The 14,787-nt window shown below is 68.3% G+C and carries 14 protein-coding genes and 2 tRNA genes; 9 read left to right on the forward strand and 7 right to left on the reverse strand.

Annotated features, from left to right (window positions below):
* Window positions 1-18: 18 nt before the first annotated feature.
* A tRNA-Gly gene (locus tag AC0HS0_RS18730) sits at window positions 19-89 on the reverse strand.
* A gap of 99 nt (window positions 90-188) precedes the next feature.
* Between AC0HS0_RS18730 and AC0HS0_RS18735 the strand changes: the two genes are divergently transcribed.
* The 6 genes from AC0HS0_RS18735 (at window position 189) to clpX (ending at window position 5,253) form a co-directional block, all read left to right on the forward strand.
* Window positions 189-263, forward strand: a tRNA-Pro gene (locus AC0HS0_RS18735).
* A gap of 59 nt (window positions 264-322) precedes the next feature.
* Complete coding sequence (gene tig, locus AC0HS0_RS18740; protein WP_472965657.1) at window positions 323-1,735, forward strand: trigger factor; 1,413 nt, start codon at window positions 323-325, stop codon at window positions 1,733-1,735.
* Between the two features lie 107 nt (window positions 1,736-1,842).
* Window positions 1,843-2,331 carry a tetratricopeptide repeat protein gene (locus AC0HS0_RS18745; RefSeq protein WP_472965658.1) on the forward strand — a complete coding sequence of 163 codons (489 nt, stop codon included), beginning with the start codon at window positions 1,843-1,845 and terminating at the stop codon, window positions 2,329-2,331.
* A gap of 107 nt (window positions 2,332-2,438) precedes the next feature.
* Complete coding sequence (locus AC0HS0_RS18750) at window positions 2,439-3,032, forward strand: ATP-dependent Clp protease proteolytic subunit (RefSeq protein WP_472965659.1); 594 nt, start codon at window positions 2,439-2,441, stop codon at window positions 3,030-3,032.
* 28 nt (window positions 3,033-3,060) lie between these two features.
* On the forward strand, window positions 3,061-3,744 hold the full coding sequence (locus AC0HS0_RS18755) for an ATP-dependent Clp protease proteolytic subunit (RefSeq protein WP_472965660.1): 684 nt from the start codon (window positions 3,061-3,063) through the stop codon (window positions 3,742-3,744).
* A gap of 234 nt (window positions 3,745-3,978) precedes the next feature.
* Window positions 3,979-5,253: an ATP-dependent Clp protease ATP-binding subunit ClpX gene (clpX, locus tag AC0HS0_RS18760; RefSeq protein ID WP_185277561.1), complete on the forward strand. Its 1,275-nt coding sequence runs from the start codon at window positions 3,979-3,981 to the stop codon at window positions 5,251-5,253.
* Here clpX and AC0HS0_RS18765 read toward each other — a convergent pair.
* Both AC0HS0_RS18765 and AC0HS0_RS18770 read right to left on the reverse strand, forming a co-directional pair.
* A complete protein-coding gene (locus tag AC0HS0_RS18765) occupies window positions 5,210-6,517 on the reverse strand; it encodes an ion channel protein (protein ID WP_472965661.1) in 1,308 nt (435 codons plus the stop codon). The two genes, clpX and AC0HS0_RS18765, sit on opposite strands and share 44 nt — an antisense overlap.
* An 80-nt stretch (window positions 6,518-6,597) precedes the next feature.
* Window positions 6,598-8,637, reverse strand: a complete 2,040-nt coding sequence (locus AC0HS0_RS18770) for a M3 family metallopeptidase (protein ID WP_472965662.1) — start codon at window positions 8,635-8,637, stop codon at window positions 6,598-6,600.
* A 105-nt stretch (window positions 8,638-8,742) separates the two neighbouring features.
* On the opposite strand from AC0HS0_RS18770, the gene AC0HS0_RS18775 reads away from it, so the two are divergent.
* From AC0HS0_RS18775 to AC0HS0_RS18785, 3 genes are read left to right on the forward strand one after another with little or no spacing between them, the layout of a single operon-like run.
* Window positions 8,743-9,399, forward strand: coding sequence for an ArsR/SmtB family transcription factor (locus AC0HS0_RS18775; protein WP_472965663.1), 657 nt, complete (start codon window positions 8,743-8,745; stop codon window positions 9,397-9,399).
* Window positions 9,396-10,700, forward strand: a complete 1,305-nt coding sequence (locus AC0HS0_RS18780; protein WP_472965664.1) for an MFS transporter — start codon at window positions 9,396-9,398, stop codon at window positions 10,698-10,700. The genes AC0HS0_RS18775 and AC0HS0_RS18780 overlap by 4 nt, the downstream gene beginning before the upstream one ends.
* Entirely contained in the window at window positions 10,697-10,882 is a 186-nt protein-coding gene (locus AC0HS0_RS18785) for a hypothetical protein (RefSeq protein WP_472965665.1), read from the forward strand. The genes AC0HS0_RS18780 and AC0HS0_RS18785 overlap by 4 nt, the downstream gene beginning before the upstream one ends.
* Window positions 10,883-10,908: 26 nt before the next feature.
* Here the strand turns inward: AC0HS0_RS18785 and AC0HS0_RS18790 are convergent, their stop codons facing one another.
* The 4 genes from AC0HS0_RS18790 to valS all read right to left on the reverse strand — a co-directional run bounded on the left by AC0HS0_RS18790 (window position 10,909) and on the right by valS (window position 14,768).
* On the reverse strand, window positions 10,909-11,175 hold the full coding sequence (locus AC0HS0_RS18790; RefSeq protein ID WP_472965666.1) for a hypothetical protein: 267 nt from the start codon (window positions 11,173-11,175) through the stop codon (window positions 10,909-10,911).
* Window positions 11,175-11,645, reverse strand: coding sequence for a GNAT family N-acetyltransferase (locus AC0HS0_RS18795; RefSeq protein WP_472965667.1), 471 nt, complete (start codon window positions 11,643-11,645; stop codon window positions 11,175-11,177). The genes AC0HS0_RS18790 and AC0HS0_RS18795 overlap by 1 nt, the downstream gene beginning before the upstream one ends.
* Window positions 11,646-11,715: 70 nt before the next feature.
* Complete coding sequence (locus AC0HS0_RS18800; RefSeq protein WP_472965668.1) at window positions 11,716-12,162, reverse strand: GNAT family N-acetyltransferase; 447 nt, start codon at window positions 12,160-12,162, stop codon at window positions 11,716-11,718.
* Window positions 12,159-14,768, reverse strand: coding sequence for a valine--tRNA ligase (gene valS, locus AC0HS0_RS18805; RefSeq protein ID WP_472965669.1), 2,610 nt, complete (start codon window positions 14,766-14,768; stop codon window positions 12,159-12,161). Before valS ends, AC0HS0_RS18800 begins: the two co-directional genes overlap by 4 nt.
* Window positions 14,769-14,787 lie beyond the last annotated feature (19 nt).

Below are 14,787 nucleotides of genomic sequence, written 5' to 3' on the forward strand. Positions count from 1 at the left end.
GGCCAGTGTTTACAAGGGAGGGGATGACGGGAATCGAACCCGCGTAATCAGTTTGGAAGACTGAGGCTCTACCATTGAGCTACATCCCCGAAGGCCGCCTTGCGCAGACGGCCGACGACCATCGTAGTACACGCGGGCGACTGCTCGCGTGCAGTAGACTTGCGCACGGTCTTTCGCACCGCTGAAGCCGGGGCGTAGCTCAGCTTGGCTAGAGCGCCCGCTTTGGGAGCGGGAGGTCGCAGGTTCGAATCCTGTCGCCCCGACGAGGACCTCGTTCCTTGCGAGTAGACCATCGTTCGAACATCAGGAGAACCCAGACATCGTGAAGACCACGGTCGAGAAGCTCAGCCCCACCCGCACCAAGCTCACCATCTCGGTGACGCCGGAGGAGCTGGAGCCGTCAATCAAGCACGCTTACGAGCACATCGCCGAGCAGGTGACCATCCCCGGTTTCCGCAAGGGCAAGGTGCCGCCGCCCATCATCGACCAGCGCGTCGGCAAGGCCGCGGTGCTGGAGCACGCGGTCAACGAGGGTCTCGACACCTTCTACCGCCAGGCGGTGGAGGAGAACGACGTGCGTCCCCTCGGCCGTCCGGAGGCCGACATCACCGAGTGGCCGAACGAGAAGGACTTCTCGGGCGACCTGCTGCTGACCATCGAGGTCGACACGCGCCCGGAGATCACTCTTCCCGACTTCAGCGACGTGACCCTCACGGTCGACGCGGCGGAGGTCTCGGTCGACGACGTCGAGGAGGAGCTCGACCGCCTGCGCAGCCGCTTCGGCACGCTGGTCACCGTCGACCGCCCCGCCAAGTCGGGTGACTTCGCCCAGATCGACCTGGTCGCCACCATCGGCGACGAGGAGGTCGACACCGCCGCGAACATCTCGTACGAGCTCGGCTCCGGCGAGCTGATCGACGGTATCGACGAGGCGCTCGACACGCTGACCGCGGGCGAGACCACCACCTTCGAGGCCCCGCTCATGGGCGGCGACCACGAGGGCGAGAACGCGCAGATCACCGTCACGCTCAACGCCGTCAAGGAGCGCGAGCTCCCGGAGGCCGACGACGACTTCGCGCAGATCGCCAGCGAGTTCGACACCATCGGCGAGCTGCGCTCCAGCCTCCGCACCCAGGTCGAGCGCGCCAAGGCGTTCGGTCAGGGCACCGCCGCGCGCGACCAGCTGGTCGACAAGCTCCTCGAGCTGGTCGAGATCCCGGTGCCGGCGCAGCTGGTCGAAGACGAGGTGCACCGTCATCTCGAGCAGGAGAACCGTCTCGACGACGACACGCACCGCGCAGAGGTGACCGAGTCGAGCGAGAAGACCTTCCGCACGCAGATCCTCCTCGACGAGGTGGCGCAGGCCGAGAACATCAAGGTCAGCCAGGACGAGCTCACCCAGTACCTCGTGCAGGGCGCCGCCCAGTACGGCATGGACCCGAACGAGTTCGTCAAGATCCTCAGCGAGAACGGCCAGATCCCGTCGATGGTCGGCGAGGTCGCCCGCAACAAGGCGCTCGCGATCATCCTCGGCAAGACCGAGGTCGTCGACACCGACGGCAAGAAGGTCGACCTGTCCGAGTTCGTGGCCCTCCCCGAGAGCGACGACGAGGAGGCCGCCGGCGAGGAGGCCGCCGACGAGGAGTCCGCCGACGCCGCTGCCGAGGCTCCGGCCGAGGAGCCGGCCGCCGAGGAGAAGCCGAAGAAGCGCGCCGCCAAGAAGAAGGCCGAGTAACACCCTCTTCCAGGAAGGCCGGGCACCCTCAGGGGCCCGGCCTTCCTGCTGTCTGCGGCGACTCGTCGCGCGGTAGCGTGTGCGGAGCAGAAGAGAGAGGCGACGACGTGGACGACTGGCGGCAGCGCGTGGACGCAGTGTGGGCGGCGGCGGACGACCTGGGGGAGGAACGCACGACGGAGGCCATCGACGCGCTCGTCGCCGAGCGGCCGGCCGACGACCCGACCGCCCTTTTCGAGGCGGCGGGCGCGCGCGACTTCGCAGGCCGCGAGGCCGAGGCGGAGCCGCTCTACCGTTCGGCGCTCGCCCATGGGCTCACCGAGCCCGAGCGCGGCCAGGCGATCGTCCAGTTGGCGAGCACGTTGCGCAACCTCGACCGTCCCGACGAATCGCTTGCGCTGCTACGTGACTTCCTCCTCGCCGAGCCCGAGCATCCGCTCTCCGACGCGGCCCGGGCGTTCGCGGCGCTCGCGCTCTTCGATGGCGGCCTCCACGCCGACGCGTTGCGGCAGGCCCTCGATGCTCTCGCTCCGCACCTGCCGCGATACCAGCGCTCGGTGGAGGCCTACGCGGCCGCTCTCGACGACGACCACTGACGCGCCACGCCCGCCGCGACACCCACTCTGCCCAGGGCGAACAGCGCGGAATTGCGCTCCGCCCTCCGATAGATTCGATGCCAAGCGACAAAGGAAACGGAGCGAACATGGCCGACATGGGTATCCAGCCCAGTGTTTTCGACAGACTGCTGAAGGACCGCATCATCTGGCTCGGTTCCGAGGTGCGCGACGAGAACGCCAACGAGATCGCCGCGAAGCTGCTGCTCCTGGCCGCAGAAGACCCCAAGCGAGACATCTACCTCTACATCAACTCTCCCGGCGGCTCGATCACCGCAGGCATGGCGATCTACGACACGATGCAGTTCGTGCCGAACGACATCGTCACCGTCGGCATCGGAATGGCCGCCTCGATGGGCCAGCTGCTCCTGACGGCCGGCACCAAGGGCAAGCGGTACATCACCCCGAACGCGCGCGTCCTGCTGCACCAGCCGCACGGCGGCTTCGGTGGAACCGCGAGCGACATCCAGACCCAGGCGCAGCTGATCCTCGACATGAAGAAGCGTCTGGCAGAGATCACCGCTGCGGCGACCGGCAAGTCGGTCGAGCAGATCAACGCCGACGGCGACCGCGACCGCTGGTTCACCGCCCAGGAGGCCCTGGACTACGGCTTCGTCGACCACATCCGGGAGTCCGCGCTGGACGTCTCGGGCGGCGGCGGCACCGACCAGGAGTCCAAGTAGGAACCGCCGGAAGGATAAGGACATCACTATGAACACCCCCATGCTCGGCGGCTCCAGCCTCGGTGGCCAGGCCTTCGGCGGCGTGCAGGCGCCCGGCGCCCGCTACATCCTGCCCAGCTTCGAGGAGCGCACCGCCTACGGCTACAAGCGCCAGGACCCGTACGCCAAGCTCTTCGAGGACCGCATCATCTTCCTCGGCGTGCAGGTCGACGACGCCTCGGCCGACGACATCATGGCCCAGCTCCTCGTGCTCGAGAGCCAGGACCCGGACCGCGACATCGTCATGTACATCAACTCGCCCGGTGGCTCGTTCACCGCGATGACGGCGATCTACGACACGATGCAGTACATCCGTCCGCAGATCCAGACGGTCGTGCTCGGCCAGGCCGCCTCCGCAGCCGCCGTGCTGACCGCCGCCGGCACCCCCGGCAAGCGTCTGGCGCTGCCGAACGCCCGCATCCTGATCCACCAGCCCGCCGTCGGCGAGGCCGGCCAGGGCCAGGCGTCCGACATCGAGATCCAGGCCAACGAGATCATGCGGATGCGCACCTGGCTGGAGGAGACGCTCGCGCGGCACTCCAACCGGTCGGTCGAGCAGGTCAACAAGGACATCGACCGCGACAAGATCCTCTCGGCCGAGGAGGCGCTGGAGTACGGCCTCATCGACCAGGTGCTCACGAGTCGCAAGACGCTTCCCGCGCTCTTCAAGTAGCTCCCGTATCGACCGGTCGGGATGATCCTCGGGATGATCCCGACCGGTCGCGCAGTCCCCGAACGCCCCCGTCCCCACTGACGGGGGCGTTCGCGCGTCCCGACTCGCGGCGGCGACGTCGTCTGCTGTCGGCATAATGACCGTCACCGCGTGTCGAAAACGCCCTGGTGCGCGCCTTTGTCGTCGTCACGGGTTAGGCTCGACGAAGAGACCCGAAGAAGGAGGGGGAGACGGATGGCACGCATCGGGGAGAGCGCTGATCTGCTCAAGTGTTCCTTCTGTGGCAAGAGCCAGAAGCAGGTTCAACAGCTGATCGCCGGTCCGGGCGTGTACATCTGCGACGAGTGCGTCGAACTCTGCAACGAGATCATCGAGGAACGACTGGCCGAAGCGGGCGAAGAGGCCTCCGGCGAGTTCGACCTCCCGAAGCCGAAGGAGATCTTCGGCTTCCTCGAGGAGTACGTCATCGGCCAGGAGCAGGCCAAGCGCGCGCTCGCGGTCGCCGTCTACAACCACTACAAGCGGGTGCGGGCCAAGCAGACGCTCACGTCGGCCGACGCCATGGACGACGTCGAGATCGCCAAATCGAACATCCTGCTGATCGGCCCGACGGGCTGCGGCAAGACCTACCTGGCCCAGACCCTGGCCCGCCGGCTCAACGTCCCGTTCGCGGTGGCCGACGCCACGGCGCTGACGGAGGCCGGTTACGTCGGTGAAGATGTCGAGAACATCCTGCTCAAGCTGATCCAGGCCGCCGACTACGACGTCAAGCGCGCCGAGACCGGCATCATCTACATCGACGAGGTCGACAAGATCGCCCGCAAGGCCGAGAACCCGTCGATCACGCGCGACGTGTCGGGCGAGGGCGTCCAGCAAGCGCTCCTGAAGATCCTGGAGGGCACGGTCGCCTCGGTGCCGCCTCAGGGCGGCCGCAAGCACCCGCACCAGGAGTTCATCCAGATCGACACGACGAACGTGCTGTTCATCGTGGCCGGCGCCTTCGCGGGGCTCGAAGACATCATCTCGTCGCGCGCAGGCAAGAAGGGCATCGGCTTCGGAGCCCCGCTGCACTCCAAGGGCGACGACATCAACCTCTTCAGCGAGGTGCTGCCCGAAGACCTGCACAAGTTCGGGCTCATCCCGGAGTTCATCGGTCGTCTGCCCGTCGTCACGACGGTCACCCCGCTCGACCAGGACGCCCTGATGCAGATCCTCACCGAGCCGAAGAACGCGCTGGTCCGCCAGTATCAGCGCATGTTCGAGCTCGACGGCGTGCAGCTCGAGTTCGAGCACTCCGCCCTGGAGGCGATCGCCGACCTTGCGGTGCTCCGCAAGACCGGCGCCCGTGGCCTCCGCGCGATCATGGAGGAGGTGCTCGGGCCGATCATGTTCGAGGTGCCGTCGAGCTCCGAGGTCGCGCGTGTGGTCGTCACCAAGGAGGCCGTGCTCGAGAACGCGGCGCCGACTATCGTCCCGCACCGTCCGCGGCGCGAGGAGAAGTCGGCGTAATCGCGTTCGGGGTGATCAGGAACTCCGGCGCCTTCGTCACCATCAGCCACGGCGGCAGGATCGCCAGCGACAGGATCGGCAGCACCAGCAGGTTCTGCGTCACCGCTACGCCGACGAAGATCGCGATCCAGCCGTCTCGCGTGACCGCGAGCGTGATCCCCATGACCCCGGCGGCGACTGCCACCGGGAGCGGGACCACCGGCACGAGGGAGACGGCGAGCGTGCCCAGCGCTGCGCCGATGAACACGGCGGGAAAGACACGACCGCCACGGAAGCCCGAACTGGCGGCCACGAGCAGAGCGACCAGCTTCACCACGACGATCAGCACGAGCTGCCCGGCGGAGTAGTCGGCGCGGTTCACGACGAGCGTACCCATCTGCTCCAGCCCCTTGAACAGCGTGATCGGGCCGCCCACGGCTCCGACGAGACCGAGGACGATGCCACCCGCCAGGGTGATCAGCAGGGGCTGCCGCAGGGCGTGGAACCCCCGGTGGACCAGCGGGAAGAGCACGGCGCCGAGCAGTCCGATGGCGGTCGACACCACGCCGATGATCAGCGCCGCGAGCACATCCCACCCGGTCACCTGCGTGTAGGCGGGCATCGGGATCGCGAGGTGCGGATGCGCGAGGAACGTCATCGTGAGCGACCCCGCAGCGGCTGACACCAACGGCAGGAAGAGCTTGTCCCAGAGCGCGCCTCCGCCCTTCACCGCCGCGACGATGCCCGTGAAGACGAGAGCCGCCGCGACCGGCGTGCCGAACAGAGCGCCGATGGTTCCGGAGGCCGCCATCAGCATGACGAGCTGGGCCGGCACCGCCTTCCAGATCCGCCCGACCAGCGCGACGAGGATGCTCACGTTGATCGCGATGATCGGATTCTCGGGCCCGAGGCTGACGCCTCCGGCGAGTCCGAGGACGGCGGCGAGGGCGAGCGACGGGACGATCCCGATCCGCAGCGGGGTGGTCACCAGCTCCGTCGTCGCCGAATCGGGGCCCGCGTGGCCGGGGACGAGCCACACCGTCAGCCCCACGGCCACGCCCGTCACGGTAAGGATCAGGAAGATCCACCAGCCCGATGACGGGTCGATACCGAGTGCGGCGGGCAGCGACTTCCAGATGCCGTCCTCGATCACGCCGGCGACCTCGTCGACGAGCCAGAGGGTGAGGGCACTGATGACACCGATCAGGACGGCCGGGATCGACAGCAGCACGAGCGATCGCACGGTCGGCGCGGCGAGTTCGGGTTGCGGCTCCCTCGACGTCATTTCGCGCCCCTTCCCGCGCTGAGCCCCAGCGACGATGCGCTCAGGGTAGAGCCTCGCGCGGGAAGGGGGCTAGGGCTGCCTCAGCCGTCGAGGCCGCGGCGCTTCAGCAGCGGCTCGATCACGGCGTCACGACCGCGGAAGTCGCGGTAGGCCTCCAGCGGGTCCTTCGACCCCCCGACGCCGAGCAGCCGGCGGCGGAACCGGTCGCCGTTCTCGCGCCGCAGGCCGCCGTTCCCTTTGAACCACTCGACGGTGTCGGCGTCGAGCACCTCGCTCCAGATGTAGGAGTAGTAGCCCGCGTCGTAGCCTCCGGAGAAGGTGTGTGCGAAGTATGTGCTCGCGTACCGCGGGGGCACGGCGGGGTTGTCCAGGCCGACCGCGGCGAGGGCGGCGGCCTCGAACGCGGCGACGTCGGTCACCTCGTCGTCGGCCGTGATCGCGTGCCAGGCCTGGTCGAGCAGTGCCGCGGCGAGGTACTCGCTGGTGGCGAAGCCCTCGTTGAACGACTCCGACGCGTGGAGGCGGTCGATGAGGTCCTGGGGCATCCGCTCGCCGGTCTGGTGGTGCACGGCGTAGTTGGCGACGATCTCCGGCCAGAGCATCCACATCTCGTTCACCTGGCTGGGGAATTCGACGAAGTCGCGGAACACATTGGTGCCCGCGAACTTCGGGTACGTCACGCGGGCGAAGAGGCCGTGGAGGGCGTGCCCGAACTCGTGGAAGAGCGTGTTGGTCTCGTCGTAGGTCAGCAGCGTGGGCTCACCGGCGGCCGGCTTCGGCACGTTGAGGTTGTTGACGACGACGGTGGGGTGGTCGAGCAGCGCCGACTGCGAGATGAGCGGGTTCATCCAGGCGCCACCGCGCTTGGAGTCCCGGGTGTACAGGTCGAGGATGTACAGCCCGACACCGGAGCCGTCCTCGTCGCGCACCTCGAACACGCGTGCATCGGGGTGATAGGCGGTCAGTTCCGGGCGATCCTCGAAGGTGATGCCGTAGAGCTGGGTCGCTGCGTAGAAGACGCCGTCGCGCAGGACGCGTTCGGCCTCGAAGTACGGACGCATCGCCGCGAAGTCGACGTCGAACTTCTCCTGGCGCACGGCGCCCGTGAGCGCGGCCCAGTCCCAGCTCTGCACGCTCTCACCCTCGCCGAGCTGCTTCTGGAGGTCGGCCTCCTCCGCGCGGGCGTTGCGGGCCGCGGGAGGCGCAAGTCGGCCGAGCATGTCGGCGACGGCCTGCGGGTTCTTCGCGGTCTCGTCGGCCGTCACGAACGCGGCGTGCGTGTCGAACCCGAGCAGCCGGGCGCGTTCGGCGCGCAGGCGGGTGATCTCGAGCACGAGCTCACGGTTGTCGTGCTCGCCCCCGTGGATGCCGCGGGACCGCGACGCGGTCATGATGCGCTCGCGCGACGCGCGGTCGGTGAGGTTCGCCAGCCACGGGTGACCGGTTGGGAGCACGAGCGTGACCACATACTTGCCGTCGAGTCCGCGCTCGCGGGCCGCTTCCGCGGCGGCGGAGAGCTCGCCGTCGCCGAGGCCGTCGAGCTCCTCCGCCGAATCGAACACCACGGCGAGCTCGTTGGTGTCGGCGAGCAGGTTCTTCTCGAACCGGGTGGTCAGGGTCGACAGCTGCTGGTTGTAGTCACGCAGCTGTTCCTTCTGGTCGTCGTCGAGGCCGGCGCCGGCGAGCGTGAACTCGGTGTAGTACCGCTCGACCAGGTAGACGCCCTCAGCGTCGAGCCCGAGGGAGGCGCGCCGAGCGTGGAGGTCCTGGATGCGGCCGTAGAGCGCCGGGTCGAGCCGGATGGCGTCCTGGTGTGCGGCCAGCAGGGGAGCGATCTCCTCTTCCAACGCGTTCGTGAAGTCGGTGCTGTCGGACGAGCTCTTGTTGAAGAAGACCTCCGCGACCCGCTGCAGAGTCTGACCCGACCGCTCGAGCGGGATCATCGTGTTCTCGAAGGTCGGCTCGTCGGTGGAGGCCGTGATCGCTGCGATCTCCGCGAGCTGCTCGTCGAATCCGTGGTCGAAGGCGGGGCGGTAGTGCTCATCGCGGATGTCGGCGAACGGCGGGAGCTGATAGGGGAGCGTGCTGGGGGAGAGGAACGGATTCGCGGTGTCTGCCATCCGACCAGCCTAGAGCCCCGGGTCGTTGATCCAAAGAGATGATTGCAAAGAACCAATTGCAAAGATGTGCTTGCAAAGAAGTCTTTGCATTGTTACTCTGGTGGCATGTCCTCCGATGAGACGAACCCTGCCGAGACCCACGCTGACGAGACCGCTGAGGCCGCCCAGCCGGCCGACGAGTACGAGCCGCATTTCGAATCGATCGGAATGCCGGCCCTCCGGGCGCTCGCGCATCCGCTCCGGGTCGAGATCATGAACGAGCTCTCGGACTTCGGGCCTGCGACCGCCTCGATGCTGGCGGAACGGCTGGGGGAGTCGAGCGGCTCGACGAGCTACCACCTCCGCCAGCTCGCCAAGCACGGCATCGTGATCGAGGATGCGGAGCGCGGGAGCGGCCGCGAGCGTTGGTGGCGCATGGCTCCCGGGGGCGTGACGATCGGAGGCCCCGAGACGCTGGAGACCCCGGCAGGGCGAGAGATCACCGAGCAGATCTCCCTCAACTGGCAGCAGAACAACGAGCGACGCCTCAACACGTTCCTCCGCCGAGGGCTCGACACCTTCGGAATGGAGTGGATGGAAGCCGCTGCGCTCTCGACATCGCATCTCGAGGTGACCCGGGGTCAGCTCGACGAGCTCTCGACCGAGTACTACAAGCTGCTCAACCGCCTCAAGGAGAAGTGGAAGGCCGAGCCGACCGACGACCGCAAGCGCGTGCAGGTGCAATTCAACGCCTTCCCGCTCGTCGAGCAGGAGCAGCGATGACCACCCAGGTGGCGCGCACCGGCCTCGGCGGCGGCTTCAACCGGCTCTGGACCGCGGCGATCGCCAGCAACCTCGCCGACGGTATCGGCCGCACGGCGGTTCCGCTCATCGCCACCACGCTGACCCGTGACCCGGCCCTGATCGCCGGTCTCACCGCCGTGACCTTCCTGCCCTGGCTGTTGTTCGGCATCCCGGCCGGGATGCTGCTCGACCGCGTCGACCGGCGGATCGCCATGGCGGTCGCCAACGGCCTCCGCTTCGCCGTCGCCGCTCTGGTAGCCCTCCTCATCGCCACCGACGCCCTGACCATCTGGAGCCTCTACGCGTGCGTGCTGCTGTTCGGGCTGGGCGAGACGGTCTTCGACAACGCCACCACCACGGTGGTGCCGAGCCTCGTGAACCGCGACCAGCTCGACCGCGCGAACGGCCGGATGCAGTCGGCGGAGATCGTCGTGCAGAACTTCATCGCGACCCCGATCGCCGGCTTCCTGTTCGCGGCGGCGATCGCCCTGCCGATGTGGCTCACCGGCGGGGGGTTCGTCATCTCGGCCGTCCTCGTACTGACGATCCCGGTCGCCGCGGCTCGTGCGCACATGGTCGGCTCCCGGCAGGACGACGGGGAGGTCGCCCCGCGGCCCGGCATGAAAGCGGTCGTCCGCTTCCTCTGGAACGACCGGTTCCTGCGGAAGATGATCGTACTCACCTCGCTCACGGCATCCGCGCTCTCGTTCGCGCAGGGCAGCGTCGTGCTCCTCCTCCTTCAGACCTACTCGCTGCCTGCCTCGCTCGTCGGCGTGGTGACAGCGGCGGTGGGGGTGGGCGCGCTGATCGGAGCGCTGTTCTCCAGCCGATTCGTCGCCCGGTTCGGCCGGGGTCGCGTGATGTTCACGGCGATGCTCATCGGCGGAGTCGGCCTTCTCGGTGTCGGGCTCACCGGGAACGTCGTGCCGGGCGTGCTCGCCTACGCGTTCGGCGCTTTCGGCGTCGCCGTCTGGAACGTGCCTTGGGGCGCGCTGCGGCAGGCGATCATCCCGGGCGCGATGCTCGGCCGGGCGATGGGGATCGTCCGCACCATCGGGTGGGGGCTCACCCCGATCGCCACCATCCTCGGCGGCTTCGTCGCCCGCATCGACCTCCGGCTGCCGTTCGTCATCGGCGGAGCGATCGTCGTGGTGCTCGCACTCGTCGCGACCCGCCTCCTGCTCAGCGCCGGCCGGTACGGGCAGGCGCAGGACTCCGCTCCCACCGAACCATCACCGGAAGACCAGAACCAGACCATCTCGGAAGGAACCGCATCATGACCGCCATCACCGTGCCCGTGCGCCGGCCCTTCAGCCATCGCGCAGCACTCCGGCTCGGTCGCGCCCTCACCGCGTGGGGGATGCGCCAGCCTGCACGACACTCCCGTCACGCCGAGCTCGTGGCCGCTGCCGAGCAGCACCGCGATCGCGCAGCCCGCGTGCTGCCCCAGCTGCCACGCTGAGCGCGCGGCAACCTCAGAACAGAGCTTTACGCCTCGTCGAAGTCGGAGGGCTCGGTCTCGACCACCTGGGTGATCGTGGCCGAGTCCTCCACGTCGTTGTAGCGGATGATGGTGCCGTCGTCGAGCTCGACGACGGGCTTGCCCTCCAGCCACGTCAGCGTCCAGCGCCAGCCGTCGGTCTCGACGTCGGTGGCGGTCAGCTCTTCCTCGACGGTGGAGACCGCGTAGGTCACGACCTCGGGGAGGTTCGTGGGAGGTGCCTCACCGACGGCCCAGCGGGTTCCGAGCTGCATCAGGCCGTCTCGGCGTTCTGTGCGGCGACGAGGTCGATCTCGTAGGTGACCCAGGCAGTCTTGCTGGCGACCGAGTCGTAGACGCGCTGCGCCTCGGCGTTGTCGTTCGCGGTGATCCACTGCACGACGCCGAGCCTGCGCTCTTCGGCGAGTGAACGGACTGCGGAGATCAGTTCGTGGCCGACGCCCTTGCCGCGCTCGTCCTCCAAGACGTAGAGGTCGTCGAGGAACAGGCCGCGGTCGCCCTCGAGAGGACGCGCGAACTCGCGCACGTGCGCCAGCCCGACGATGCGGTCGCCGTCGACGGCGACGTAGCCCTGCTCCTCGTGGTCGGCGTCGGTGAGCCACGACCAGAGCACGAGCGCCCTCTGGTCGGTCAGCTCCGTGTCGTAGAACTCCGCGTACTTCGCGTAGAGATCGAGCCAGGCGAAGAAGTCGCCATCCTTGACCGGTCGAACTTCGATCGACATCAGCCCCTCCGTTCGGCTTCCCAGCCCGGCTCGCAGCGCCGGACGTGTATCGACCATATCGCGGACCTGTTCAGGGGACGAGGTCGTAGGTGACCCACTTCGTCTTCTCCGCGACGCGGTCATAGAGTTTGCGGGCCTCCTGGTTGTCCTTCGCAGTGATCCAGCGGACCACCGAGAGCCCGCGATCTTTCGCGAGGCCACGGAGTTCTTCGAGGAGCGCCGTTCCCGCCCCCGCGCCGCGCGCATCCGGCACGACGAACAGGTCGTCGAGGTAGAGACCTTTGCTTCCGTCGAGCGGTCGCGCGAACTCGCGCACATGGGCGATGCCGACGGGAGTGCCCTCCTCGTCGACCGCGAAGTACGCCTCGACGCCGCTCTCGGGGTCGGTGATCCAGCTCCAGACGAGGAGCGCCTTCTCATCGGTGATGGGCGTCTCGTAGAACTCGCCGTACCCCGCGTAGAGGTCGAGCCAAGTGAAGAACTCGTTGTCCTCCACACGCCGGACGTCAACCGTCATCGTTCCTCCTCGCTGGGCACCTGCGTGAGGAGGATATCGGTCACCGAGAGCTCTTCGGCGGATGCGAAACGCAGTTCGGCGATTCTGCCCACGGACGCGAGGTCTGCCGCAGCCGACTCGATGGCCGCGATCTCGTCGGCCGGCCCGCTGATGACGGCGGAGTCGACGGGAGTGCGCTGGGAGGCCTTCGCGGCCGTCTTGGCGCCGCGGATCGCGGTCAGGGCGCGGCCGACGACGGTCAGGACGCTGCGCGTCTCGGCCCAGTCGCCGGAGACCTCGTCGGCGCGCGGCCAGGACGCGACGTGCACCGAGCCGGCCTCCGACCAGCTCCAGGCCTCCTCTGAAGCGAACGGCAGCACGGGCGCGAACAGGCGCAGGAAGGTGGACAGAGCGACACGGAGCGCGACGACGGCGGAGACCTGCCCCGCGTCCGACTCGCCGTACGCGCGCTCCTTCACGAGCTCGAGGTAGTCGTCGCAGAACGTCCAGAAGAACGTCTCGGCGATCTCGAGCGCACGGGCGTGCTCGTATCCCTCCAAGGAGGCGGTGGCGTCCGCGACGACGACGGAGAGCTGCTGGAGCATGCTGCGGTCGAGCGGAGCGGTCACCTGGGCCAGGTCGAGCGACGCGGGCGCCTCGAAGCCGTGGATGAACTTCGCCGCGTTGAGCAGCTTGATCGCCAGGCGGCGGCCGATCTTGATCTGGGTCGGGTTCTGCGGGTCGAACGAGGCGTCGGTGCCGAGGCGCGACGACGCGGCCCAATAGCGCACTGCGTCGGAGCCGTGGCGCTCGAGGATGTCGGCCGGCGTGACGACGTTGCCCTTCGACTTCGACATCTTCTTGCGGTCGGGGTCGACGATGAAGCCGGAGATGGCGGCGTTCGTCCACGGCGCGACGCCGTCCTCCAGCTGCGAGCGCAGCAGCGTCGAGAACAGCCAGGTGCGGATGATGTCCTGGCCCTGCGGGCGCAGGTCGAAGGGGGAGACCGTGCGGAACAGCTCGGGGTCGTCCACCCAGCCGCCCGCCAGCTGCGGAGTGAGCGAGGAGGTCATCCACGTGTCCATCACGTCGTGCTCGCCGATGAAGCCGCCGGCCTGACCGCGCTGCGCCTCGTCGAACCCGGGGGCAGGGTCGGACGAGGGGTCGACGGGGAGGCTCTCCTCCGACGGGAGGATCGGCTGGTCGAAGACCGGGTTGCCGTCGGCGTCGAGCGGGTACCAGATCGGGATCGGGACGCCGAAGAAGCGCTGGCGCGAGATCAGCCAGTCGCCCGTGAGGCCGTTGACCCAGTTCTCGTAGCGCACGCGCATGAAGTCGGGGTGCCAGTCGATGCCACGGCCGAGTTCGATGAGCCGCTCGCGGAGCTGCTCGTCGCGGGCGCCGTTCTTGACGTACCACTGGCGGGTGGAGACGATTTCGAGCGGCTTGTCGCCCTTCTCGAAGAACTTCACCGGGTGCTGGATGGGCTTCGGCTCGCCGACCATGTCGCCGGAGGCGCGCAGCAGCTCCACCACGGCCTGCTTGGCCGAGAACACGGTCTTGCCGGCGAGCTGGGCGTAGGCTTCACGGCCGGCGTCGCTCTCGATCGCCGCGGGCGGCTCGGGCAGGATGCGCCCGTCGAAGCCGATGATCGCGCGGTTCGGGAGGTCGAGCTCGCGCCACCAGGTGACGTCGGTGATGTCGCCGAAGGTGCAGATCATGGCGATGCCGGTGCCCTTGTCGGGCTGCGCGAGGTGGTGGGCGACCACCGGAACCTCGACGTCGAACAGCGGGGTGCGCACGGTGGTGCCGAACAGCGGCTGGTAGCGCTCGTCGTCCGGGTGCGCCACCAGGGCGACGCAGGCGGGCAGGAGCTCCGGACGCGTGGTCTCGATGTAGACCGGGCCGTCGGCGCCGTGGAAGCCTACGCGGTGGTAGGCGCTCGGCTGCTCGCGATCCTCCAGCTCGGCCTGGGCGACGGCGGTGCGGAAGGTGATGTCCCACAGCGTCGGCGCCAGGGCCTGGTAGGCCTCGCCGCGGGCGATGTTGCGGAGGAAGGCGCGCTGGGAGGTGTGCAGCGCCTCGCGCCCGATGGTGCGATAGGTCTGCGACCAGTCGACGGACAGCCCGAGGGTGCGCCAGAGCGCCTCGAACTGCTTCTCGTCCTCGGCGGTCAGCCGCTCGCACAGCTCGATGAAGTTGCGGCGCGAGATCGGCTTCTGGTCGGCCGCCTTGCTGCTCTTGTTGTCGCCGCCCTCGAAGGGAGGCACGAAGTCGGCCTCGTAGGGCAGCGACGGGTCGCAGCGCACACCGTAGTAGTTCTGCACGCGACGCTCGGTGGGCAGGCCGTTGTCGTCCCAGCCCATCGGGTAGAACACGCGCTTGCCGCGCATCCGCTGGAAGCGGGCGACGATATCGGTGTGCGTGTAGCTGAACACGTGACCGATGTGCAGCGAGCCGGAGGCCGTGGGCGGCGGGGTGTCGATCGAGTAGATCGCGTCGCGCCCGGCGGCGATGGCCCCATCGCGATCGAAGACGAAGGTGCCGTCGTGCTGCCAGCGGTCGCCCCAGACGGCCTCCAGGCCTTCGAGTGCTGGCTTGTCGGGCACGGGGTTCGCGGCGGTCATGGCTCTCCGATTCGATATG

The sequence above is a fragment of the Leifsonia sp. PARNA 1/14 genome, assembly GCF_055720965.1.